Genomic DNA, 23,946 nt, shown 5'->3' with positions numbered 1-23,946 from the left:
GCGGCAGGCGATGAGCGAGCGGACGCTACAGCGGGCGGACATGGTGCGGGTGCGGGACCTGCGGCGGACCTACGGCAGCGGCCCGGCCGCCGTGCACGCGCTGCGCGGGGTCTCCTTCGACGTGCCGCGCGGCGAACTCGTCGCGCTCAAGGGCCGGTCCGGCTCCGGGAAGACCACGCTGCTCAACCTCATCGGCGGGCTCGACACCCCTGACGCGGGCGAGATCCTCGTGGACGACACCGATGTCGTCGGCCTTGGCGAGAACGGTCTGCTCCAGTTGCGGCGGGACCGGATCGGCTTCGTCTTCCAGTCCTTCGGCCTGATCCCGATCCTGAGCGCCGCCGAGAACGTCGGCGTCCCGATGCGGCTGCGCAAGGCGCCGGCGGCCGAGCGGGAGGAGCGGGTCGCCCTGCTGCTGTCCCTGGTGGGCCTGGCCGACCACGCGGAGCAGCGGCCCGGCGAGCTGTCCGGCGGGCAGCAGCAGCGCGTCGCCATCGCCCGCGCGCTGGCCAACCGGCCGGCGCTGTTGATCGCGGACGAGCCGACCGGACAGTTGGACGCGGAGACCGGGCTCGCGGTGATGGAGCTGTTGCGCGCGGTGGTGCGCAGCGAGGGCGTCACCGCCCTGGTCGCCACGCACGACGCCAACCTGCTCGGCCTCGCCGACCGGGTCCTGGAGCTGAGCGACGGGCACATCACCGAGGACCGCAGCCAGACCGGCTGACGGCCTGACCGGCTGCCTGCCTGACCGGCTGCCTGCCTGACCGCCCAGCCCGCTCGGCTCCCCGGGGCCGGGCGGGCCCACGACCCCCGTACGTGGGCCCGCCCGGCGGTCGGTGGCCCGGGGAGCGGTCACGGGCGCCCGGTCACCACACGTCGCCTTCGCGCCAGTCGCAGGTCAGCTCGCCGGCCAGGTCAAGCGGCACCCCGAGGGGGAGGACGAAGGTGCTCTCGTCGTCCTCCTCGGTGCGCAGCACGCCGGTGGGTGCCAGCACCGACGTGCGGCCCTGCCATCGCTGCCAGCCCAGGCGCTGGTAGAACACGTCGGCGCCGTCGGCCGCGGACAGGGCGCCCACCTCGTAGCCGCCGCGCAACACCGGGCCCAGGGCCGCCATCACGGCCGTCCCCTTGCCGACCCCGCGCCGGTCGGCCCGCACCGCCACGCCCTCCACGTAGCCGGCGCGCAGCGCCCGACCGCCGTGCAGCAGCCGCCGCTGCACCACGGCGCCGTGCGCGATCAACTCGCTGCCCTCCCACAGGAGGGCGTGCATCCCGCCGACCGTGTGGTCCCAGTCGGCGTCGTCGAAGTCGCCGTCGAAGGCGTCGTCGAGCAGGGCCCGTACGGCCGCCAGCGCGGCGGAGTCCAGCCCCGAGGTGTGTGTCACACGTACGTCTGCCATACGGGCGATGTTCGCAGGGCGCGGCCGGTCCGTCGCGTGGTTTACGGGCCGGCGGGCGACGCCCCCGGGCGACGCCGCACGGCGGGGCGGGCGGGGCCCGGCGCGGGGCGGCGTCAGAGCCGTGTCAAGACAGTTCCGCGCGGCGATGTCCGCGACGTTTGTCCGATTCGCTGGTCGTAGAGTCAACAGAGCGCACGTACGGTGCGCGGCACGAAAGACAATGAGGACATGGCACGCGGCAAGCTTCGGATCTACCTCGGTGCGGCACCGGGCGTCGGCAAGACGTACGCGATGCTCTCCGAGGGGCACCGGCGGGTCGAGCGCGGCACGGACCTCGTGGTGGGCTTCGTCGAGGACCACGGTCGGCCGCGTACCGAGGTGATGCTGCACGGCTTGGAGGCGGTACCCCGTCGTGAGCTCACCTACCGGGACGCCACGTTCACCGAGATGGACGTGGACGCCGTGCTCGCCAGGCGGCCGGCCGTCGCGCTGGTCGACGAACTCGCGCACACCAACGTGCCCGGTTCGCGCAACGCCAAGCGGTGGCAGGACGTCGAGGAGTTGCTGCGGGCCGGCATCGACGTCATATCCGCCGTCAACATCCAGCACCTGGAATCGCTGGGTGACGTGGTGGAGTCGATAACGGGCGTGCGGCAACGGGAGACGGTGCCCGACGAGGTCGTACGCCGTGCCGACCAGATCGAACTGGTCGACATGTCGCCCCAGGCGCTGCGCCGCCGCATGGCGCACGGCAACATCTACGCGCCCGACAAGGTCAACGCGGCCCTGTCCAACTACTTCCGCCCCGGCAACCTGACCGCGCTGCGCGAGCTGGCGCTGCTGTGGACCGCTGACCGGGTCGACGAGTACCTCCAGCAGTACCGCTCCGAGCACCGCATCCGCTCCACCTGGCAGGCGCGCGAGCGCATCGTGGTGGGCCTGACCGGCGGGCCCGAGGGTCGCACGCTGATCCGCCGGGCGTCCCGGATGGCGGCCAAGGGCTCGGGCAGCGAGGTGCTCGCCGTCTACATCGCCCGCAGCGACGGGCTGACCTCCGCCTCGCCCAAGGAACTGGCCGTCCAGCGCACCCTGGTCGAGGACCTCGGCGGCACCTTCCACCACGTGATCGGCGAGGACGTCCCGAGCGCCCTGCTGGAGTTCGCGCGCGGCGTCAACGCGACCCAGATCGTGCTCGGCTCCAGCCGCCGCAAGACCTGGCAGTACGTCTTCGGCCCCGGTGTCGGCGCGACCGTGGCCCGGGAGTCGGGGCCGGACCTCGACGTCCACATCGTCACCCACAGCGAGGTGGCCAAGGGCCGCGGGCTGCCGCTGGCCCGGGGCGCGCGGCTCGGCCGGTCCCGCATCCTGGCGGGCTGGCTGACCGGGGTCGGCGGGCCGGCGTTGCTCACCCTGCTGCTCACGGCCCTGCACGACGGCCCGGGGCTCGCCAACGACGTGCTGCTGTTCCTGTTCCTGACGGTGCTGGCCGCGCTGCTCGGTGGCCTGCTGCCCGCGCTGGCCTCGGCGGCCGTCGGTTCGATGCTGCTCAACTTCTACTTCACGCCGCCCAAGCACACCCTGACCGTGCAGGACCCGAAGAACCTCGTCGCCATCGTGATCTTCTTCGCGGTGGCCGTCGCGGTGGCCTCCGTGGTGGACCTGGCGGCCCGCCGCACCCACCAGGCGGCCAGGCTGCGGGCCGAGTCCGAGATCCTGTCCTACCTCGCGGGCAGCGTGCTGCGCGGGGAGACCAGCCTGGAGGCCCTGCTGGAGCGGGTGCGGGAGACCTTCGGCATGGAGTCGGTGGCGCTGCTTGAGCGGGAGTCCGACACCGCCCCGTGGACCTGCGCGGGCAGCGCCGCCGCCACCCCGGCCGCGCCCACCGCCGACGGCGAGCCGGCCGCCACCCGAGAGGGCTCGGCCACCTCCCAGGAAGGCCCGGCCACCTCCCAGGAGGGCGCGCCGGCCGCGAGCGCCGCGGCCCCCGGCGCCCCCGGCGCCCGCGTGCCGCTGCGGCCCGAGGACGCCGACGTGGACATGCCCGTGGGCGACCACCTGGCGCTGGCCCTCAACGGCCGGGTGCTGCCGGCCGAGGACCGGCGCGTGCTCGCCGCGTTCGCCGCCCAGGCCGCCGTCGTCCTGGACCGGCAGCGCCTGATGGGCGAGGCCGAGCAGGCGCGCGAGCTGGCCGAGGGCAACCGCATCCGCACCGCGCTGCTCGCCGCCGTCAGCCACGACCTGCGCACCCCGCTCGCCGGCATCAAGGCCGCGGTGACCTCGCTGCGCTCCGACGACGTCGCCTGGTCGGACGAGGACGAGGCGGAGCTGCTGGCCGGCATCGAGGACGGCGCTGACCGGCTCGACCACCTCGTGGGCAACCTGCTCGACATGTCGCGCCTGCAGACCGGCACCGTCACCCCGCTGATCCGCGAGATCGACCTCGACGAGGTGGTCCCGATGGCGCTCGGCGGCGTCCCCGAGGGCAGCGTGACCCTGGACGTCCCCGAGGAGTTGCCGATGGTCGCCGTCGACCCGGGGCTCCTGGAGCGCAGCGTCGCCAACATCGTCGAGAACGCCGTGAAGTACAGCCCGCCCGGCCAGCCCGTCCTGGTGGCGGCGAGCGCGCTGGGCACCCGGGTCGAGGTGCGCGTCGCCGACCGCGGACCCGGCGTCCCCGACAGCGCCAAGGACCGCATCTTCGAGCCCTTCCAGCGCTACGGCGACGTCCCGCGCGGCGCCGGCGTGGGCCTCGGCCTCGCCGTCGCGCGCGGCTTCGCCGAGGCGATGGGCGGCACCCTGACCGCCGAGGACACCCCGGGCGGCGGCATGACGATGGTCCTCACCCTGAGCACCGCCGCCGGCCGACCGCCGGCCGTCCCCGACCTCCCGGCCCAGGTCACCTCATGACCCGCACGCGCTCCGTGCGTACCCGCGTACGCACCCGGCCAGAAAGGCAGGCACCATGCTGAGCTCCTCCGAGGGGCAACCCCGGACCCCCGGTCGGGTGCTCGTCGTCGACGACGAGCCGCAGATCGTGCGCGCCCTGGTCATCAACCTGAAGGCGCGCAAGTACGAGGTCGACGCCGCCCCCGACGGCGCGACAGCCCTGCAACTGGCCGCCGCCCGCCATCCCGACGTCATCGTCCTCGACCTGGGCCTGCCCGACATGGACGGCGTCGAGGTGATCAAGGGGCTGCGTGGCTGGACCCGGGTGCCCATCCTGGTGCTGTCCGCGCGCCAGACCTCGGACGAGAAGGTGGAGGCGCTGGACGCCGGGGCCGACGACTACGTCACCAAGCCGTTCGGCATGGACGAGTTGTTGGCCAGGCTGCGGGCCGCCGTCCGGCGCGCCGAGCCCACCGGGCGCGGCGAGGACGCGGTGGTCATCGAGACCGACAGCTTCTCCATCGACCTGGCCGCCAAGAAGGCGCACCGCCAGGGCGCCGACGTGCGCCTCACGCCCACCGAGTGGCACCTCCTCGAGGTACTGGTCCGCAACGCGGGCCGGCTGGTCAGCCAGAAGCAGCTGCTCCAGGAAGTCTGGGGCCCCTCGTACGGCACCGAGACCAACTACCTGCGGGTCTACATGGCGCAACTGCGCCGCAAGCTGGAGCGCGACCCCTCGCACCCGCGGCACTTCATCACCGAGCCGGGCATGGGGTACCGCTTCGAGCGGTGAGTGGCCCACGGGCCGCGGGTACCCTGGGCCGTATGAGTGCCCCATCCCGCCCCGAGAAGCCGGCCGGCCCGCTGCGCCGGCTGCTCGACCGGCTGTCGACGTCGCAGGACGACCTGCACTCCGCGGAGCTGCGGCAGGACGCCGAGGACGCCGGGTGCGTCAAGATCGGCGAGTGCGGTGACCGCCAGGTCGTCAAGGTCACCGGTACGCTACGCACCGTCACGCTGCGGCCCCGCGCGGGCGTCCCCGCGCTGGAGGCGGAGCTGTTCGACGGGACGGCCGCGCTGGACGTGGTCTGGCTCGGCAGGCGCTCCATCGTCGGCGTCGAGCCGGGCCGCAGGCTGATCGCCTCCGGTCGGATATCGATGAGCCACGGCCGCCGCGTGCTGTTCAACCCCAAGTACGAACTCCGACCGCTCGGACAGGAGTAGCGGGTGACGTCTGACGACAAGTGGGCCTCCAACGGGGCCGGACCTCCCGGCGGGGCCGCACGCGGGGCGGAGCACGCCCCGGCGCGGGCCGGGGATGCCCCGGACGCGGCCGACGCGAGCGAGGCAGCCGACGGAGGGGAAGCGGCGCGCAGCAAGGCAGCCGCCGACACCGCGCTCCTCGAGGCGTTCGGCGGGGTGCGCGGCATGGTGGACACCACCGTGCCCGGGCTGGTCTTCGTCCTGATCTACACGATCAAGCGGGACATCCACGTCGCGGCCATCGCGGCGCTCGCGCTGACGGTGCTGCTCGCGGTGGCCCGGCTGGCCCGCAAGGAGACCCTCAAGCACGCCTTCAGCGGCGTCTTCGGGGTGGCCTTCGGCGCCGTCTTCGCGATGATGTCCGGCGACGCGAAGAACTTCTACCTGCCGGGCATGCTGTACACGCTCGGGCTGGCCGTGGCGTACGTGCTCTCCGCGATCTTCCGGTTCCCGCTGATCGGCGTGCTGCTCGGACCGATCCTGAAGGAGAACCTGTCCTGGCGCACGCGCAACCCGGGCCGGCTGCGCGCGTACACCAAGGCGACCTGGGCGTGGGGCCTGATCCTGCTCGGCAAGTCGGCGATCCTCTTCCCGCTGTACTGGTGGGGGGACGCCACCCAGCTCGGCTGGGTCAAGGTCGCCCTCGGCATCCCGCCCTTCCTGCTCTGCGTGTACCTGACCTGGATCTTCCTGGCCAAGGCGCCGCCGCCGATCGACGTGATCGCCGAGATGGAGGCGGAGGAGGCCGAGCGCGAGCGCGCCGAACGGGAGCGGGAGGCGGAGCGGGCGGTCACCGACGCGGTGGCCGAGAGCATGGCGCGGCAGACCACCGACGCGGTCCTGGAACGCCTGGCCACGGACCCGGACCGGGCCCGCCGCGACGGCTCCGCGCGCTGACGGCCAGCGGCCGGTGACCTGGTGAGGCGGTGAGGCGTCCCGCGGCGCCGCTGGCCAGGCACCTGCTGCGGGCGCGCGACCTGATCGACCGGGCCTACGCCGAACCGCTGAGCGTGGCGGCCCTGGCCCGCGGTGCGTCGGTCTCGCCGGCGTACTTCAGCCGCGGCTTCAAGGCGGCGTTCGGCGAGACGCCGCACCAGTACCTGATGAGCCGGCGGATGGAGCGAGCCAAGGCGTTGCTGCGCGACGGCGAGCGGTCCGTGACCGAGGTGTGCATGGCGGTCGGGTTCGCCAGCCTGGGCTCCTTCAGCACCCAGTTCCGGCGCTTCACCGGCGAGAGCCCGAGCGCCTACCGGGAGCGGTCGCGCCACCAGGAACCGCCGCTCGTCCCGGGCTGCTACCCGCGCATGTGGACCAGGCCGCGCCCCTGAACCACCGCGCGGGGACGAGTGGGCAGTTTTCGAGAAGCCCGGCCGGCCCCGCCTCCCTATCGTCAGGAGTGGTGATCGCGCGACCGCCGCGATCCGGACCGGGGAGGGGAGTGCGGCGATGGAGAAGACCACGTCCAGGGACGGCACGGTCATCGCGTACGACCGGGTGGGCGCGGGCCCGCCGGTCATCGTGGTGGCCGGGGCCTCGTGCGACCGTGGCGCGCAGGCCACGCTCGCGGGCGCGCTGGCCCGGCACATGACGGTGCTCAACTACGACCGGCGCGGGCGCGGCGACAGCGGCGACACTCCGCCGTACGCGGTGGACCGGGAGCTGGAGGACATCCGCGCGCTGGTGGACGCGGCCGGCGGCAGGGCGAGCCTGCTGGGGTTGTCGAGCGGCGCGGTGTTGGCGGCCAGGGCTGCGGCGGACGGCGTGCCGGTCGAGCGCCTGATCCTGTGGGAGCCGCCGTTCAGCGTCGACGCGGAGGGCCGGCGCCGCGCGCGGGCGTACGCCGCGCGGCTCCGCGAACTCCTCGCCCACGACCAGCGCGGCGACGCGCTCGCCCTCTTCCTGCGGCAGGTCGGCCTCCCGGAGGCGGCGATCGCCGGGCGGCGGCGGTCGCCGGACTGGGAGAGCGGCGTGGCCCTGGCGCACACCCTCGCCTACGACGCCGCCGTCATGGCGGACAGTACGCCTCCCACGGGCGTACTCGCCCAGATCGGCGCGCCCACGCTGGTGCTGGCGGGCTCCCGCAGCCCCGAGCCCCTGCGGCGGGCGGCCGAGCGGGCGGCGGCCTCGATCCCCGACAGCCGCCACCAGGTCCTGGCCGACCAGGACCATCACGTCGACCCCGAGGCGATCGCCCCGGTCGTGGCCCGGTTCGCGGGCGCGGCGGCCCGGGCGTGAGCACCGGCGAGCGGAGGCAGCCGTGATCACCGGTTTCGCCCTGATCTGTGTCAACGTACTGGACATGGAGGTGGCCCGGGACTTCTACGTCGACACGCTGGGCTTCGAGGTCGACGTCGACGTGGTCCAGGACGGTTTCCACTGGTTCGTCGTGCACGCCCCGCACCAGCCGGAGGTGCCGCTCATGCTGGTGGTGCCGGGCGCCCCGGCGGTCGACGAGGAGATCGCCGAGCGGATCCGCTCGCTGGTGTCCACCGGGCACGCGAGCGTGGGCGCGTTCGCCACCCGCGACTGCTGGGCCACCTACCGCGAGCTGAGCGCCCGGGGCGTGGAGTTCGTCGAGCCGCCGGAGGAGCGCTTCTACGGCATCGACGCCGCCTTCCGCGATCCGTTCGGCAACCACTGGCGGCTCACCCAGCGCAAGCCCCTGACCGGCCCGCCACCTTGCTGACCGGCCCGGCGCCCCCACGCGACGGGCACGCGGCCCCGCCCCCTCGCGTGGCTACCCGCCCGACAACGGGCCGCGCTGGCGGCAGCGGGTGGCGCGGGCGGCAGCGGACCGGCGGGCGGGCTCTCGCGAGGCGGCACAAGACGGCACAAGGCGCCGGGCGGAGCGGAGTACGCACTCCGCTCCGCCCGACGCCTTCGTCGTACCGCGCGCGCTCCGGGGCGCGGCCCCGGCAGGGTGGCCCCGGCGGGCGTGGCTGGCCCGTGCCTAGTCCACCGCGTCCTCGCGGCGCAGCGACAACAGGTCCTCAAGCTGCTCCTCGCGGGCCTGGGCCGCCACGAACAGCAGCTCGTCGCCGGCCTCCAGGACGTCGTCCCCGCTGGGCGTGAGGACCCGCGTGCCGCGGATGATCGTGACCAGGGACGTGTCCTCGGGCCAGGCCACGTCGCCGACCCGGGTGCCCGCGAGCGCGGCCTCCGGGGGCAGCGTCAGCTCCACCAGGTTGGCGTCGCCATGGCTGAAGCGCAGCAGCCGCACCAGGTCGCCGACGCTCACGGCCTCCTCGACCAGCGCCGACATCAGGCGCGGCGTGGAGACGGCGACGTCGACGCCCCACGCCTCGGTGAACAGCCACTCGTTCTTCGGGTTGTTCACCCGGGCCACCACCCGGGGCACGCCGTACTCGGTCTTGGCGAGCAGCGACACCACCAGGTTGACCTTGTCGTCGCCGGTGGCGGCGATGACCACGTTGCAGCGCTGGAGCGCGGCCTCGTCCAGCGAGGTGATCTCACAGGCGTCGGCGAGCAGCCACTCGGCCTGCGGCACCCGCTCCACCGAGATGGCGGTGGGCGCCTTGTCGATGAGCAGCACCTCGTGCCCGTTCTCCAGCAGTTCCCCCGCGATGGAGCGCCCCACGGCGCCCGCTCCGGCGATAGCGACCCTCATGCCGCCGCCTCCTTGTCCGCCTCGCCGCGCCAGCGGCTGCCGATCCCGCCAGCGGCTGCGCCGCGGCCCGCCTCGCCCGCGCCCCGGGCGCGCCCGCGGCTCACGAGCCGGCCTCCGGCCCCTTGGCGAACGCCGCCTCGACCGTCTCGACCTCGTTGGTGCGCATCATCACGTGGACGAGGTCGCCCTCCTGGAGCACCGTCTGCGAGGTCGGCAGGATCGCCTCGCCCAACCGGGTGAGGAAGGCCACCCGGACCCCGGTCTCCTCCTGGAGGCGGCTCACCTTGTGGCCCACCCACGCGGGCGAGGTGTGCACCTCCGCGAGCTGCACGCCGCCGCTCGGGTCGCGCCACAGCGTCTCCGCGCCCGAGGGCAGCAGCCGGCGCAGCATCTGGTCGGCCGTCCAGCGGACGGTGGCCACGGTGGGGATGCCGAGGCGCTGGTAGACCTCGGCGCGACGGGGGTCGTAGATGCGGGCGGCCACGTTCTCGACGCTGAACATCTCGCGGGCCACCCGGGCGGCGATGATGTTGGAGTTGTCACCGCTGCTGACCGCGGCGAACGCCCCGGCCTCCTCGATGCCCGCCTCGCGCAGCGTGTCCTGGTCGAAGCCCACGCCGGTCACCCGGCGCCCGCTGAAGCCCGCGCCGAGCCGCCGGAAGGCCGTCGGGTCCTGGTCCACGACGGCGACCGTGTGCCCCTGCCGCTCCAGGGTCTGGGCGAGCGCGGCCCCCACCCGACCGCAGCCCATGATGACGATGTGCATCGGCCTTTACCCCGCACTCCTGGTCGGCGCGCTGTCCTGCGTGAAAACCCTGCTCATATCTTCCTTCCAGGCATCCGGGGCGACAACGAGGCGGCTGGCCCCGGCGATGACGGTACGCGGCAGGAGCGAGTGTCGTCCGGCCAGACGTCCGGCACAACGGTAGCCGCACCGCCCAGGGCCCCGGCGCTGCCCCTGCGCCTGGCCACCCCGGCGCCCGGCGCCGCCCGGCCCGGCCCGGCGTACGCCACCCGACCGGGCCCGCCGCGCGCCGTCCCACTCACCGCTCCACCCGCCGTCCCAGCCGCTGTCCCACCCGCGGTCCACCCGCCGGCGCGCGCCGGCCGTCACCTCGCGTATCGGGGCGTCTCCGGTCGGCCGCGCGCCGACGGGCCGAGCGGGTCCGGCCGGCCCCGTCACCCGACGGGGGAGCGCACCCCGCTCCCGCGCCCGTGTCGAGGGCGGCACCGGCGCGTGCCCGATCCCGGAATTCCCGTGCCCGATCCCGCCAGAAGGCCACCTTGCCGGAGATCGTTCTGGCTAGGATGATCGCCCGTATTCCGCTTCGGCGGACGCGTTACCCACCCCCGTAGCATGAGGACTTGATGACACAACACATATCGGAGGTGGTGTTCTGGTGTGTGGCCGCCGCGCTGCTGATCGTCGCCGTGCTGCTGCTCCGCCAGCGGCAGATCACGACCGGCCTGCGTAAGCACAACGCCGCCCTGGAAGCCAGCCTGCGGGCCCGGGACGAGGAGGCGCGCCACCTGGTCGAGGTCAGGCTGCCGGCGGCCGAGGACTCCGGACACCAGTCGCTGCCGGCGCCCGGCCTCCTGGACGAGCAGTTGACCGGCACCGCCTACGCCTGGCACCTCCAGCAGGCCACCGAGCAGTTCGCCGGGGCCGTGGAGAAGGCTCAGACCCGCGCGGACCAGGCCGCGAAGGCCGCGCTCAAGGCGTCCATGCGGGCCCTGCAGGGCCTCGCGCACGAGCAGCAGCTCTCCATCTCCCGCATGCAGGACCGGCACGACAACCCCGACGTGCTGCGTGACCTGCTGGAGATCGACCACGCCAACTCCCAGTTCGGCCGCCGGGCCCAGGCCATCGCCGTCCTGTGCGGCTCCTGGCCGGGCCGCCAGCGCGCGGCGTCGCCACTGCTCGACGTGGTGCGCGGGGCCACGTCGCGGATCAGGGACTACCGACGGGTGCGCGTGCACGCCCAGGTTGACATCGCTGTCGCCAGCCGGGCTGTCGAGCCCGTCGTGCTCGCCGTGGCCGAGCTCCTGGACAACGCGGCGCGCCACTCGCAGCCCAACACCGCCGTCGAGGTCAACCTCCAGCCCGCGCACAACGGCGCCTGCGTCGTCATCGACGACGCCGGGGTCGGCATGGACGGCCAGGAGATCGAGCGCGCCACCCGGCTGCTGTCCGGCCGCCAGTCCGTGGACGTCTCCCGGCTCGGTGACCCGCCGCAGTTCGGCTTCGCCGCCATCGGCATTCTCGCCGCCCGCTACGGCTTCAACGTCTCGGTGGACACCCGCTCCCCGTACGGTGGCGTGCGCGCGGTGCTCTTCCTGCCGAGCGTGCTGCTCACGCACGTCACCGAGGACGGGCCGAGCTCGGTAGCGGCGGCCACCCCGCCCGCCGTCCCCTCGATCACCACCGCGGCCGGAGCGGCCCCCACCCACACCCGCACCCCCACCCAGGCCGGCCCGCAGGCCGCCGCGGCGCGACCCGCCGCACCGCGTACGCCGACCGACCACGAGGACGGAGAGCCGGTCATCCACGGTTCGACGGCGGGCGGCCTCCCCAAGCGCCGCCGCCGGCAGCCGGCCCCGGGCCGCGCGACCACCGCCGCCACGCCCGCCGCCCCGCTGCCCCCAGCCGAGCAGGCACCGGCGCGGACGGCGGAGGAGACGGCGCGCCGCATGGGTGCCTTCGCCCGCGGTACCAGGTCAGGGCGCGCCACCAACCCCAACGACGAGGAAGGGAACTCCCCGGCATGACCAGCGTGAACGATCACATGACCAACGACCTGGGCTGGATGCTCGACGAGGCCGTGCGGATGCCGGAGGCGAGCCACGCGATCCTGCTCTCGTCCGACGGCATGCTGCGGGCGCACTCGCAGGGCATCGGCAGGGACGAGGCGGAGCGACAGGCCGCCGCGCTGTCCGGGCTCCAGTCGATCAGCCGCAGCACCGCCGAGTTCTGCGCCGAGGAGAACACCCCCTGGCAGCAGACGCTCGTCGAGTTCGCCGACGGCTACGTCTTCCTGGTGGCCGCCGGGCAGGGCGCCTACCTGGCGGTCTCGGCCACGGCCGAGGTCGACATGGAGGCCGTGACGTACCGCATGCAGAAGCTGGTGGACCGGCTCGGCAAGGAGCTCACCAGCCCGCCCCGGCTTGGTAGTTCGGCATGACCCCGCCTCGGCGCGAGCGAGGTTTAGTACGGCCCTACGTCGTCACCGGCGGCCGGGCCTACCCGACCCGCAACACCTTCGACCTGGTCACGCTCGTCATCGCGCAGCACGACCGGCCGCTCAGCGAGCTGAACCCGGAGCAACGGCGGCTCGTGGAGCTGTGCCGGGGCGGCGCCCTGTCGGTCGCCGAGGTCGCGGGGCACCTGGAGCTGGCGGTCAGCGTCACCAAGGTGCTCCTCGGCGACCTGGTCGACAGCGGGCACATCGTCACCCGGGCCCCCATCCCCAAGGCCCAACTCCCCGAATCCCAGCTCTTGCAGGAGGTGCTCGATGGGCTCCGCGCCAGCCTCTGACGACGTCTACTTGCGGCAGACGGTCCGCACCGCGGCCAAGCTCCTGGTCGTGGGCCACTTCGCGGTCGGCAAGACCACGTTCGTCGGGTCCCTCTCGGAGATCAAGCCGCTGCGCACCGAGGAGACCATGACGCAGGCCGGCGCCCTGGTGGATGACCTGGCCGGGATCGACGGCAAGTCCACGACCACCGTCGCCATGGACTTCGGCCGGCTGACCCTCAGCGACCAACTGGTGCTCTACCTGTTCGGCGCGCCGGGCCAGAAGCGGTTCACCCGCCTGTGGCAGGACATGACGCAGGGGGCGCTCGGCGCCCTGGTGCTCGCCGACACCCGCCGCCTCGACCAGTCCTTCGACGTCATGGGCCTGCTGGAGGAGCACGACCTGCCGTACGCGGTCGCCGTCAACCACTTCGACGGCGCGCCGAGCTACCACGAGGACGAGATACGCGAGGCGCTCGACCTGCTGCCCGACACGCCGCTGGTCACCTGCGACGCCCGGGACCGCATCTCCTCCACCCACGCGCTGATCGCGCTCGTGCAGTACCTCCAGGTCCGCAACGCGCACCGCATGCACGTCTAGCCCCCATCGCGGCGACCAGCCGGCGCCGGACCGCCCGGCGGACGCGCACCCCCACCGCGCGCCCACCGCGGCGACCCACACCGCCGGCCCCGCCCCGCGCCCACCACCCGCTGCTGCCCGTACCCGACCGCTCACCCCCCGCGTCCGCGCCGAGCGGTCGGCCGGCGCCGCCCACCGTTTCCCGCCCCGTTACCCCGCCCCGCTTCCGTTCCACCCGCCCCTCCCGTTCCGATCAGGAGCACGAGTGACCTCTCACCCCGATGTCGGCACCGGCCCCCCGCCAGGCTGCCCCGCGCACGCCGGCCGGCCCAGCGGCGAGCCGATCTACGGTCCCGACTTCGCCACCGACCCGACCGCCGCCTACGAACGGATGCGCCGCTTCGGCTCGGCGGCCCCGGTCCAGCTCGCCCCCGGCGTGGACGCCACGCTGGTCATCGGCTACCAGGCGGCCCTGAGCGTGCTGCGCAGCCCGGAGACCTTCGTCAAGGACCCGCGCCGCTGGCGGGCCCTGGCCGACGGCACGGTGCCGATGGACAGCCCGGTCGTGCCGATGATGATGTACCGGCCCAACTGCCTGTTCGCCGACGGCGAGGAACACCGCCGGCTGCGCCAGGCCGTCACCGACTCCCTGGAGCGCGTGGACCCCAACGCGCTGCGCGGCTACGTCGAGGAGAGCGCGGACACCCTCATCGACCGGTTCTGCGCGCGCGGCGAGGCGGACCTGTTGGTCGAGTACGCGCGGGTCATCCCGATGCTCGTCTCCAACCGCATGTTCGGCTGCCCGCCCGAGATCGGCGAACGACTGCTCGCCGGCATGTCCGGGATCTTCGACGGGGTCAACGCCGAGCAGGCCAACGCCCAGCTCACCGAGGCCATCGTCGAGCTGGTGGCGCTCAAGCGCGCCAAGCCGGGCGCGGACGTCATCTCCTGGATGATGGCCCACCCCGCGGAGCTGACGGACGAGGAGATGCTCCACCAGTTGGTGGTGCTCATGGGCGCGGGCACCGAGCCCGAGCAGAACCTCATCGCCAACGGGCTGCGGCTGCTGCTGTCCGACGACCGGTTCGCCGGCAGCCTGGCCGGCGGCAGCCTGCCGGTGGACGACGCCCTGGACGAGGTGCTCTGGACCGACCCGCCGATGGCCAACTACGCCGTCCACTACCCGGTGCACGACGTGGACCTGGACGGGCTGCGGCTGCGCGAGGGCGAGCCGGTCGTCATCAGCTTCGCCGCCGCCAACACCGACTCCTCCCTCGCCTCCGACCAGCGCGCGGGCAACCGCGCCCACCTGGCCTGGAGCGCGGGCCCGCACGCCTGCCCGGCGCAGAGCAGCGCCCGGCTGGCCGCCTCGGTCGCCGTCGAGAAGCTGCTCGACCGGCTGCCGGACATCGAACTCGCCGTTCCCGTCGACGCGTTGGAGTGGCGGCCGGGGCCGTTCCACCGCGCGCTCAGCGCGCTGCCCGTCCGCTTCCCGCCGGTTCCCGCGGCCACTTCGCACGCATCCGTCAGTTCAGCGCCCGCCACTTTCGACGCGACCTCTGGAGAGACCTCATGGAAGCCCAGTCCTGCCCCGTCGCCATCGACCCCACCGGCCGCGACATCCACGGGGAGGGAGCCCGGCTCCGCGCCCGGGGGCCGGCGACGCTGGTGGAACTCCCTGGCGGGGTGGTGGCGTGGGCAGTAACGCAGCAGGCCATGCTCAAGGACCTGCTGGCCGACCCCCGCGTCTCCAAGGACCCGCGCCAACACTGGCCCGCGTGGATCAACGGTGAGATATCCCCCGAGTGGCCGCTGTTCACCTGGGTCGCGGTGCAGAACATGTTCACCGCGTACGGCAGCGACCACACGCGGCTGCGCACGCTGGTCTCCAAGGCGTTCACGCTGCGCCGCTCCAACGCGCTGCGCCCGCGCATCGAGCAGATCACCACGGACCTGCTCGACGGGTTCGCCGACACCCCGCCGGGCGGCGTCGTGGACCTGCGCGAGGGCTACGCCTACCCGATCCCGATCCAGGTCATCTGCGAGCTGTTCGGCGTCACGGACACCGGCATGCGCGATCGCCTGCACGCCTGCGTGGACTCCATCTTCCACACCTCGGCCGACCCCGACGAGGTCACCCGCACCTACGCCGAGATCTACCAGTTGCTCGGCGAGCTGATCACCGCCAAGCGCACCGCGCCCGCCGACGACATGACCAGCGGGCTGATCGCCGCCCGCGACGAGGACGGCGACTCGCGACTGAGCGAGCAGGAACTGCTCGACACCCTGCTGCTGATGCTCAGCGCCGGGCACGAGACGACCGTCAACCTGCTCGACAACGCCCTGCACGCGCTGCTCACCCACCCCAAGCAGCTCGCCCTGGTCCGCTCCGGCGAGGTGAGCTGGGACGACATCATCGACGAGACGCTGCGCGTCCAGGCCCCGGTGGCCAACCTCCCGCTGCGCTACGCGGTGGAGGACATCGAGCTGGCCGGGGTGACCATCCGCAAGGGTGAGGCCATCCTCGTCTCGTACGCCGCCGCCGGGCGCGACCCGGAGGTGCACGGCCCGGACGCCGACCAGTTCGACGCGACCCGGCCCAACAAGGACCACGTCTCCTTCGGGCACGGCGTGCACTTCTGCGTGGGCATGTCGCTGGCCCGCCTGGAGGCGACCATCGCGCTGCCCGCGCTCTTCGAGCGCTACCCGGACGTGGAGCTGGCCGTGGCCCCGGAGGAGCTGCTCCCGGTGGACTCCTTCATCTCCAACGGCCACCGCGGCCTCCCGGTGCGACTGCGCCGCCACCCCTAGGAAAGTCAGGGGGACCGCTGTACGGGTGGCGGGTGGGCGGCCCGCGAGCCGACCGCCTACGATCCTCTGCGTGTCCAAACTGACCGACCTGCCAAAACGGATCTTGATCGGCAGGGCGCTGCGCAGCGACAAACTGGGTGAGACCCTTCTCCCCAAGCGCATCGCCCTGCCGGTCTTCGCCTCCGATCCGCTCTCCTCCGTTGCGTACGCGCCGGGCGAGGTCCTCCTCGTACTGTCCGTGGCAGGCGTGTCGGCCTACCACTTCAGCCCGTGGATCGCCGTCGCCGTCGTCGTCCTGATGTTCACGGTGGTCGCCTCGTACCGCCAGAACGTGCGCGCCTACCCGAGCGGCGGCGGGGACTACGAGGTGGCCAACACCAACCTCGGTCCCAAGGCCGGCCTCACCGTGGCCAGCGCCCTCCTGGTCGACTACGTCCTCACGGTCGCGGTGTCGATCTCCTCCGGCGTGGAGAACCTCGGTTCCGCGGTGCCGTTCGTCATCGAGCACAAGACGCTGTTCGCGGTGGGCACCATCGTGCTGCTGACGCTGATGAACCTGCGCGGGGTCAAGGAGTCGGGCAAGCTCTTCGCGATCCCCACCTACGTCTTCGTCGCGGGCGTCTTCCTGCTGATCGCCTGGGGCGCCTTCCGCGGCCTGGTGCTCGGCGACTCCATGCACGCGCCCACCTCCGACTACGAGATCCACGCGGAGAAGACCGGCCTCGCCGGGTTCGCGCTGATCTTCCTGCTGCTGCGCGCGTTCTCCTCCGGCTGCGCGGCGCTCACCGGCGTCGAGGCCATCAGCAACGGCGTGCCCGCCTTCCGCAAGCCCAAGAGCAGGAACGCGGCCACCACGCTGCTGATGATGGGCACCCTGGCGGTCACCATGTTCTGCGGCATCATCGGCCTGGCCATGGCCACCGACGTGAAGATGGCGGAGAACCCGGCCAAGGACCTGCTGCACAACGGCGAGCCGGTCGGCGCCGCCTTCACCCAGGACCCGGTCATCTCGCAGGTCGCGGCGGCCGTCTTCGGCGACGGTTCGTTCCTGTTCGTGGTGCTCGCCGCGGCCACCGCGCTCGTGCTGTTCCTGGCCGCCAACACCGCGTACAACGGCTTCCCGCTGCTCGGCTCGATCCTGGCCCAGGACCGTTACCTGCCGCGCCAGCTCCACACCCGCGGCGACCGCCTCGCCTTCTCCAACGGCATCGTGCTGCTGGCGCTCGCGGCGGCGATACTCGTCTACATCTACGGGGCCGACTCCACCAAGCTCATCCAGCTCTACATCGTCGGCGTCTTCGTGTCCTTCACGCTCAGCCAGATCGGCATGGTCCGGCACTGGAACCGCCACCTGGCCAGCGAGAAGGACCCGGCCAAGCGCCGCCACATGATCCGCTCCCGCGCGATCAACACCTTCGGCGCCTCCTTCACCGGCCTGGTCCTGGTCGTCGTCCTGGTCACCAAGTTCACCCACGGCGCCTGGGTCGCCCTCCTGGGCATGGTCATCTTCTACGTGACGATGAGCGCGATCCGCCGCCACTACGACCGGGTCGCCGAGGAACTGGCCACCGACGAGGAGCCCGAGGACTCCGCGCGCCCCTCCCGGGTGCACTCCATCGTCCTCGTCTCCAAGATCCACAAGCCCACGCTGCGGGCCCTGGCCTACGCGAAGCTGATGCGCTCGGACCGGCTTGAGGCCCTGAGTATCAGCGTCGACCCGGCCGAGACCAAGGCGCTCCAGGCCGAGTGGAGCGAGCGCGGCATCGACGTACCGCTCAAGATCCTCGACTCGCCCTACCGCGAGATCACCCGCCCGGTGATCGACTACGTCAAGGGCCTGCGCCGGGAGAGCCCGCGCGAGGTGATCAGCGTCTACATCCCCGAGTACGTGGTCGGCCGCTGGTACGAGCAACTGCTGCACAACCAGAGCGCCCTGCGCCTCAAGGGCCGCCTGCTGTTCACCCCCGGCGTCATGGTCACCTCGGTCCCCTGGCAGCTCGACTCCTCCGAGGCGGCCAAGCTGCGGGCGCGCAAGCGCGCCGAGTGGAACCCGCCGGGGGCGGTACGCCGCGGCCCGGCGCCCCGAGCCTCGCGCCGCGAGAAGGCGGGCAGCGAGAAGTAGCCACCCGGCGTCGGCGGACACCTGACGCGCCGCGACGCGGCGGTGCCGGGGCCCGGGCCCGGGCACCGCCGCGCCGCGTGTGCCCGCGCGGAGGGCCGGGCGCCGGCGGTGGGCGGCCGGAGTCGGCGCGGGCACGTAAACTGGTGAACTTGGCGTTCTTCCGCCGCCCCACCAGCCGCTCCGGGCCGCCCCGGAAACCGCCCCGGCGACCCGCTCGCCCACAGCCCGCCCACTCCACGCATCCCCACCCCGCCCCGCCCGACCGCGAGCCCGACCCACCCCGTATTCCTCTTCCGTCAGGAGCCCGTCCGCCGTGACACACCGCACGAACCGTACGCACCGGCCGAGCGCGAGCCACGCGCGGCAGCGAGCCGCCGGCGCCGACACCGGGCACGGGGCCACCGCGGGCGCCGGCGAGCCCGCCTCGCTGGTCGGCGAGCGCTACGAGGTGGAGATCGGCCCCGTCGCGCACGGCGGGCACTGCGTCGCCCGGACCACCCTGCCCGGCGAGGAGCGGCCCCGGGTGCTGTTCGTCCGCCACACCCTGCCGGGGGAGCGGGTCGTGGCACAGGTCACCGAGGGCGACGCGGACTCCCGCTTCCTGCGGGCCGACGCCGTCGAGGTGCTGGAGTCCTCGCCGGACCGGGTGCCGGCGCCCTGCCCGTTCTCCGGCCCCGGCGCCTGCGGCGGCTGCGACTGGCAACACGTGGCACCCGGCGCGCAGCGCCGCCTCAAGGTCGAGGTGATCACCGAACAGCTCGCCAGGCTGGCCGGCCTCACCCCGCAGGAGGCGGGCTGGAACGGCACGGTCGAGCCGGCCCCCGGCGACAAGCTGCCCAAGGGCGAGGTGCCCGCGTGGCGCACCCGGGTGCAGTACGCGGTGGACCAGGACGGCTATGCCGGCCTGCGCCGCCACCGCTCGCACGAGGTCCAGCGCATCGACCACTGCCTGATCGCGGCGCCCGGCGTCAGCGAACTGGGCATCGAGTCCCGCGAGTGGCCCGGCGTGGCCGGCGTGCAGGCCATCGCCGCCACCGGCTCATCGGACCGACAGGTCCTGGTGGAGCCGGAGCCGGGCGAGCGGCTGCCGATCGTGGAGCTGGACAAGCCGGTGTCGGTGCTGCGGATCGACGAGCACGACGGTGGGGTCCACCGCGTCCACGGCCGCGGCTTCGTCCGCGAACGCGCCGACGGCCGCACCTACCGCGTCGGCTCCGGCGGCTTCTGGCAGGTCCACCCGAAGGCCCCCGACGTCCTGGTCGAGGCCGTGATGCAGGGCCTGACCCCGCGCAAGGGCGAGATGGCGCTCGACCTGTACTGCGGCGTCGGCCTCTTCGCCGGCGCGATCGCCGAACGGGTCGGCGAACGCGGCGCCGTGCTCGGCATCGAGTCGGGCAAGCGTGCGGTCGAGGACGCCCGCCACAACCTGCGCGACCTGGAGCGGGTCCGCATCGAACACGGCAAGGTCGAGACCGTGCTGCCGCGCACCGGCATCACGGAGGTCGACATCGTCGTCCTCGACCCACCCCGCGCCGGCGCCGGCCAACAGACGGTGACCCACCTCGCCTCCCTGTCCCCCCGCCGCATCGCCTACGTCGCCTGCGACCCGGCCGCCCTGGCCCGCGACCTCGCCTACTTCAAGGACGCGGGCTACCAGCCGCGGTTCCTGCGGGCGTTTGACCTGTTCCCGGTGACGCAGCATGTGGAGTGTGTGGCGATTTTGGAGCCGGTGAAGTAGGGGGGCTGGCGATTTGCGCGTGCGCGTTATGCGGCCGCCACTGTCGCGGCTAAGCTCCGTGGAGTGCGGCTCATGGCGCGAGCCTCTACGGCGACCGCCATCGCTGCGTCGCCATCTGCGCGCGCACCACGCAGACGGCCGTCGCTGCCTGCGGAGCCGGCAGTTCAGTCCTCGTGCATGATGATCTCCTGTAGACGAGGAAACAGTCGTGTTTGAACCAGCAAGTGAGGGCTTCTCGGCTCGATACTGAGAGTCGTTTTCGCAGCATGGGTTACCACGGCCAGAGCGGACGAGAGCGCCGATGCTGTGCGCGGACAGGCGCACGACCAGGCCACGACGAGCGTGCTCATTGGTTTCGACGGCAACGTCTTTCCACCTGCGAGCAATTCCTCGACGTTTAGGGCGGGTGCACCCGCAGGTGAAAGGAGTTCGCCCGCCCAGGAGAGGAAGGTCAACAGCGGCCCCTTCGCGCAGAGCTACACCAAGTGGCCACTCTTATGCCGGAACGTGCGGCGCATATCGGGATTCTGGGGCCCGACGGTGTAGCTCGAACCGAGGCGAAATCTCTGACGTAACCATTACGAGGTTCAGCAACTCCTCGGTCACGAAAGCTTTCAGATCACCGAACGCTACGCTTTATGGCCCGACATGTACAAGGCCGCCCTTGGACCTGGGGGCGTCTTGACGCTCCGCTGACCAGCACCGCATTAATCCCTTTCACCCTGTCCTCATGGACAGGGTGAAAGGCGTCTGTGCGCTTGTGGACAGCTCGGTCAGGGGCGCTGGTCGGTCGGCTCGTCGATCTTGGGCGGAGCCAAGGGCGAATCAGCACCGGATACCTGGTCGGATGCGATGGCTTCATGGCCGTGGAGTCGATAGACCATCTCATCGGGGCAACGATCCAGGCGGGCCCGGCGCCAGGCAACGTCGTAGGAGAGAGGGGACGAGCTGCGTCGTTGAACGAGCAGGGCTCGTAGGCTCGTCAGAGGAGCTAAAAATATGCGCCACAGGGCGAGCTTCATGGGTGCGCCCTTCGCGATGCTCTGTCAGGCCCGGACATGTCCGCTGGCGCGATGCTGTCGGGGAGACTGCCGCTGTTGAGAGCCCTGAGGGAGTCGGACAATACGAGCATGGCCTGCTGTCGTTTCTCAATGTCCGTGAACCCTTGGCCTACATGTTCCCACTGCTGCAGGAGTGGGAACCACCAGCGGTCGCAGGAGCGGATTAGACGAGCGAGACGCTGGAGTTCGGCAACATGATCGTCGCCTAGGGCGCCGGGGCCATGGTGTTCAAGTTGGTCTAGGACGACAAGATCCGGGTGATCGTAGAGGTTGTCCTTCAGGAAGCGCAGGCGGTTGATTCGTTGCTTGTCTGCGGCCTGCTGTGCCAGTAGCTCCTGGGCCGAGTTGGGCAGACCAAGAGCCGCGTAGACGTTCAGCAGGCAGTAGTGCGGAGTACGGCGAGACATCTGGCCGAGGGCGGCATTGATGGCGTCCTGTGCGGCGGGCACGTCCGAGGCTCCCTGATGCGCCGCTGTCTCGGTGGCCGTGGTGTGGACAGCGGCGCGTACCGCCTCATTCACATTGGGTGGTATACGCCAACGCGGGCGCCAGGTGATCGTGTACACGGCCTCGAACGCGACGCCGTCAGTAGCACTGGGCAAGAGGCGTGGCCGGACGGACGTACTGTGACGGACGGCGCGGTGCCACGGCCACCTCATGCGATGTTCTCTTCGAGCGGGAATACCGTGCGCAGACGGCCGTCGACGAGGTGGTTGTAAAAGTCGTCAGCCACGCTGACGTCCTCAGCCGTGGAGATGCCACGCAACGCGTTCATGAGCTTCATGCCGGCCTCGAACATGTTGTGGCCGCGGAGAGCCGGCAGAAGTTGTCCGCGCAACTGTGAGTAGGCGTTGGGGTCGCCTGCACAGGAGCGGATCCAATCCGTCAGGCGCGAGATGACCAGGGCAGCGGTGTCCGCAGAGGAGAGCAGGTCGTGGACGGCGCGCTGTACGTCGATTTCGGTAGGAGGCTCGCTCACAAGCCACGGTGCGCCGTCACGATGAACAGTCATCAGCGCGAGGAAGGCCAGTGAACCGCTGCGCGCGGAGACCTTGCCCTGCTGCCAGCCGTGGACCTCACCGGCAAGTCGTCGTGCGACGCAGGGGTGTTGCACGAGATCATCGAAGGCAGCCAGGACTTGGCTGACGATGGCGGTCTCGGTGTTCTTGTGGGCGACGCGGCGCAGCCGCACCATCGCCCGCTTGGCCAAAGACGCGGGGACGGAGGAGTCCTCCAAAACGCGTCGGCACAATGCGACCACAGTGGGTGCGTAACTCTTCTGTTCTGCCCACCCGTAGAGCGCTTCCCACACCAGACGGCCGACGTGTTCATCGCGAACGGCGCTTTCCAGGACCGCGCCAAGCACCTTTGGCTGACTGCGACCGGCGAGTTCGCCCAGCGTGGTGAGGTAATCCACCGTTCCGTGCCGCACGGTAAGTTCTGCCAGCGCGGCCACTGCGTGATCTTTCGGATCGGCGCTCTGAGCTGTCGCGACGAGCCAGTTGAGCAAGGGTTTGCGCATGACGTCGTAGTTGTCCCAGACGTACTCCAGCACTGCGCGTCCGTAGGCGGGCCGGTCGAAGACCACCGTGTCCTGCATGCCGACTTGGCCTCCGGCATCCTGGATGCGTCGGCGCATTCCCCGCCCCGCCAGGGCGCTGAGGGGCGGTGAGGTTCCTGGTGCTGCGCCGGGAGTGCCGGGGGGCTCGCCGATGGCTGCCAGCAGAGCGGCTGCACTGCGCGCGACAACAGGCATGGGCGCGGACTGCTGCACGGCCAAGGCCAGCAGGAGACAACGGTCCTCGACTGTGAGCGAAGGGTTGTCTTGGGTGTGCACGTTGTTCGTCTCGCCGAACCGGCCATCGAGTTCACCGCGCCAATCGGTCAGCGCCGCGATGACGCGGTCTTCCAGGGTGACCTGGGCTTCGGTCTCGTTGTCCGTCTGTACGAGCGACTGTTGGGAACTGGTGCGGGTGTGTTCCTTCCAGGCCGTCACGAGGGCGTGGGCGGCCCGCACAGCGGCCACCGCTGTCAGCCCGCGCAGGGAGGTGGTGGCCTTGGGGAAGGAGCGCAGTGACGTGACCAGTTGGTCGTAACCGTAGGCATGCAGATGCGCCTCAACGACATGCTGGGCATTGGGCGCCTCGCGTAGATGAACGACCTGAATGCCCTCGCGATCACTGAGACGGTGGTCCTTCCACAGGTCCTGCGCGACGGTCAGCGCGAGATAGGAACGGCAATCGCGGAGGTGGGACGCGTGGTTCGAGAGGGCGTTCAGGAAGTCGGCGGAGACCTGGTCGTTCTCCGGGTGCTTGAGATCGAGTTGGTATGCATGCGCCTTCTCCAGCGGCAGGCGCCCCTGACGAGGGGTGTCCCAATCGGCGTCCAACTGGACCACGGTGGTGTCATCAGCGGTGTGCTCGGCCAGCAAGCGCAGAGCGAAGGTGGTGGAGCCACATGAACGGGGCGCCACAATGACGATCACGGGCTGGTGAGGACGTCCGGTGGCGGGGTTGACGATCTGCTCCCAGACCGTGTCCCAGTGTGGGCTTCGAACGAACGGCTGGTCGAGCAGCCTCTGGTGACTGAACTCGACGCCCTCAAGCAAATCCCGCTTTCGAGTTTCCAGGATCAGTTCTTCGATGACGTTGGCGACGACACCGACGTCCCCATGGAGATGTGTTGCCGCACCGAAGGACGCGTGTGGGTGCGGCGTAGGCTGAACACCATTCGGCGACGGGGGAGCGGGGGACGGGCTGTCGAGGTTCGGGCCTGGGTGGTCGGGGGCGACGGTGCCTGGACGCCAACGTCGCTGCAGCCAGCTGTCAGGGCTGTTGGACTGGCTATCAGCGGGCTCGCTGGTCGGCCCGGTGGTCCCGGAGTGGGTGGGGTTGAGCGGGGAGTCAGACATACGGGAGCTCCAGATTGAGTGTGGAGAAGGCG

22 protein-coding genes are annotated in these 23,946 nt (G+C 71.9%); 16 read left to right on the top strand and 6 right to left on the bottom strand.

Annotated features, from left to right (window positions below; genetic code table 11):
- Window positions 1–10: 10 nt before the first annotated feature.
- Complete coding sequence (locus AC3CHW_RS07050) at window positions 11–724, top strand: ABC transporter ATP-binding protein (protein WP_459248596.1); 714 nt, start codon at window positions 11–13, stop codon at window positions 722–724.
- 142 nt (window positions 725–866) lie between these two features.
- Here the strand turns inward: AC3CHW_RS07050 and AC3CHW_RS07045 are convergent, their stop codons facing one another.
- Window positions 867–1,400 (bottom strand): GNAT family N-acetyltransferase, encoded by a 534-nt coding sequence (locus AC3CHW_RS07045; protein WP_187087333.1) that lies wholly within the window; start codon window positions 1,398–1,400, stop codon window positions 867–869.
- A 228-nt stretch (window positions 1,401–1,628) separates the two neighbouring features.
- Here AC3CHW_RS07045 and AC3CHW_RS07040 point away from each other — a divergent pair, with 228 nt between their 5' ends.
- The 7 genes from AC3CHW_RS07040 to AC3CHW_RS07010 all read left to right on the top strand — a co-directional run bounded on the left by AC3CHW_RS07040 (window position 1,629) and on the right by AC3CHW_RS07010 (window position 8,235).
- Entirely contained in the window at window positions 1,629–4,307 is a 2,679-nt protein-coding gene (locus AC3CHW_RS07040; RefSeq protein ID WP_488469927.1) for a sensor histidine kinase, read from the top strand.
- Between the two features lie 55 nt (window positions 4,308–4,362).
- Window positions 4,363–5,079, top strand: a complete 717-nt coding sequence (locus AC3CHW_RS07035) for a response regulator (RefSeq protein WP_488469926.1) — start codon at window positions 4,363–4,365, stop codon at window positions 5,077–5,079.
- A 32-nt stretch (window positions 5,080–5,111) separates the two neighbouring features.
- The gene (locus tag AC3CHW_RS07030; protein WP_187061130.1) at window positions 5,112–5,510 is read left to right on the top strand and encodes an OB-fold nucleic acid binding domain-containing protein; all 399 of its coding nucleotides are present in this window, start codon (window positions 5,112–5,114) and stop codon (window positions 5,508–5,510) included.
- A 3-nt stretch (window positions 5,511–5,513) separates the two neighbouring features.
- Window positions 5,514–6,446 carry a DUF3159 domain-containing protein gene (locus AC3CHW_RS07025; RefSeq protein WP_488469925.1) on the top strand — a complete coding sequence of 311 codons (933 nt, stop codon included), beginning with the start codon at window positions 5,514–5,516 and terminating at the stop codon, window positions 6,444–6,446.
- Window positions 6,447–6,475: 29 nt separating this feature from the next.
- Window positions 6,476–6,877 (top strand): helix-turn-helix domain-containing protein, encoded by a 402-nt coding sequence (locus AC3CHW_RS07020; protein WP_398611866.1) that lies wholly within the window; start codon window positions 6,476–6,478, stop codon window positions 6,875–6,877.
- Between the two features lie 118 nt (window positions 6,878–6,995).
- On the top strand, window positions 6,996–7,784 hold the full coding sequence (locus tag AC3CHW_RS07015) for an alpha/beta fold hydrolase (protein WP_488469924.1): 789 nt from the start codon (window positions 6,996–6,998) through the stop codon (window positions 7,782–7,784).
- Window positions 7,785–7,806: 22 nt separating this feature from the next.
- A complete protein-coding gene (locus AC3CHW_RS07010) occupies window positions 7,807–8,235 on the top strand; it encodes a VOC family protein (RefSeq protein ID WP_488469923.1) in 429 nt (142 codons plus the stop codon).
- 264 nt (window positions 8,236–8,499) lie between these two features.
- Here the strand turns inward: AC3CHW_RS07010 and AC3CHW_RS07005 are convergent, their stop codons facing one another.
- Both AC3CHW_RS07005 and AC3CHW_RS07000 read right to left on the bottom strand, forming a co-directional pair.
- Window positions 8,500–9,177: a potassium channel family protein gene (locus tag AC3CHW_RS07005; protein ID WP_176164542.1), complete on the bottom strand. Its 678-nt coding sequence runs from the start codon at window positions 9,175–9,177 to the stop codon at window positions 8,500–8,502.
- A 100-nt stretch (window positions 9,178–9,277) separates the two neighbouring features.
- Window positions 9,278–9,943: a potassium channel family protein gene (locus AC3CHW_RS07000; RefSeq protein WP_176164543.1), complete on the bottom strand. Its 666-nt coding sequence runs from the start codon at window positions 9,941–9,943 to the stop codon at window positions 9,278–9,280.
- 602 nt (window positions 9,944–10,545) lie between these two features.
- Here AC3CHW_RS07000 and AC3CHW_RS06995 point away from each other — a divergent pair.
- The 8 genes from AC3CHW_RS06995 (at window position 10,546) to AC3CHW_RS06960 (ending at window position 19,942) form a co-directional block, all read left to right on the top strand.
- Window positions 10,546–11,946, top strand: a complete 1,401-nt coding sequence (locus AC3CHW_RS06995) for an ATP-binding protein (protein WP_398611819.1) — start codon at window positions 10,546–10,548, stop codon at window positions 11,944–11,946.
- Window positions 11,943–12,359, top strand: coding sequence for a roadblock/LC7 domain-containing protein (locus tag AC3CHW_RS06990; protein ID WP_254391634.1), 417 nt, complete (start codon window positions 11,943–11,945; stop codon window positions 12,357–12,359). The genes AC3CHW_RS06995 and AC3CHW_RS06990 overlap by 4 nt, the downstream gene beginning before the upstream one ends.
- Window positions 12,356–12,712, top strand: a complete 357-nt coding sequence (locus AC3CHW_RS06985; RefSeq protein ID WP_176164545.1) for a DUF742 domain-containing protein — start codon at window positions 12,356–12,358, stop codon at window positions 12,710–12,712. Before AC3CHW_RS06990 ends, AC3CHW_RS06985 begins: the two co-directional genes overlap by 4 nt.
- Window positions 12,690–13,292: a GTP-binding protein gene (locus AC3CHW_RS06980; RefSeq protein ID WP_176164546.1), complete on the top strand. Its 603-nt coding sequence runs from the start codon at window positions 12,690–12,692 to the stop codon at window positions 13,290–13,292. Before AC3CHW_RS06985 ends, AC3CHW_RS06980 begins: the two co-directional genes overlap by 23 nt.
- Before the next feature lie 244 nt (window positions 13,293–13,536).
- Window positions 13,537–14,976 (top strand): cytochrome P450, encoded by a 1,440-nt coding sequence (locus tag AC3CHW_RS06975; RefSeq protein WP_488469922.1) that lies wholly within the window; start codon window positions 13,537–13,539, stop codon window positions 14,974–14,976.
- Window positions 14,958–16,082, top strand: a complete 1,125-nt coding sequence (locus AC3CHW_RS06970) for a cytochrome P450 family protein (protein WP_398611818.1) — start codon at window positions 14,958–14,960, stop codon at window positions 16,080–16,082. Before AC3CHW_RS06975 ends, AC3CHW_RS06970 begins: the two co-directional genes overlap by 19 nt.
- Window positions 16,083–16,152: 70 nt before the next feature.
- Window positions 16,153–18,204 carry an APC family permease gene (locus tag AC3CHW_RS06965; RefSeq protein WP_398611817.1) on the top strand — a complete coding sequence of 684 codons (2,052 nt, stop codon included), beginning with the start codon at window positions 16,153–16,155 and terminating at the stop codon, window positions 18,202–18,204.
- 427 nt (window positions 18,205–18,631) lie between these two features.
- Complete coding sequence (locus AC3CHW_RS06960) at window positions 18,632–19,942, top strand: class I SAM-dependent RNA methyltransferase (protein ID WP_488470986.1); 1,311 nt, start codon at window positions 18,632–18,634, stop codon at window positions 19,940–19,942.
- Between the two features lie 773 nt (window positions 19,943–20,715).
- On the opposite strand, the gene AC3CHW_RS06955 is transcribed toward AC3CHW_RS06960, so the two are convergent.
- The 3 genes from AC3CHW_RS06955 to AC3CHW_RS06945 form a co-directional block, all read right to left on the bottom strand.
- Complete coding sequence (locus tag AC3CHW_RS06955) at window positions 20,716–20,964, bottom strand: hypothetical protein (RefSeq protein WP_488469921.1); 249 nt, start codon at window positions 20,962–20,964, stop codon at window positions 20,716–20,718.
- Window positions 20,961–21,524 (bottom strand): hypothetical protein, encoded by a 564-nt coding sequence (locus AC3CHW_RS06950; protein ID WP_488469920.1) that lies wholly within the window; start codon window positions 21,522–21,524, stop codon window positions 20,961–20,963. Before AC3CHW_RS06950 ends, AC3CHW_RS06955 begins: the two co-directional genes overlap by 4 nt.
- A gap of 134 nt (window positions 21,525–21,658) precedes the next feature.
- Window positions 21,659–23,914, bottom strand: a complete 2,256-nt coding sequence (locus AC3CHW_RS06945; RefSeq protein WP_488469919.1) for a hypothetical protein — start codon at window positions 23,912–23,914, stop codon at window positions 21,659–21,661.
- Between the last annotated feature and the right edge of the window lie 32 nt (window positions 23,915–23,946).

The sequence above is a fragment of the Streptomyces sp. MGP-BFMKR1 genome (genome assembly GCF_057766585.1).
This window is presented reverse-complemented; position numbering and strand designations above follow the sequence as displayed.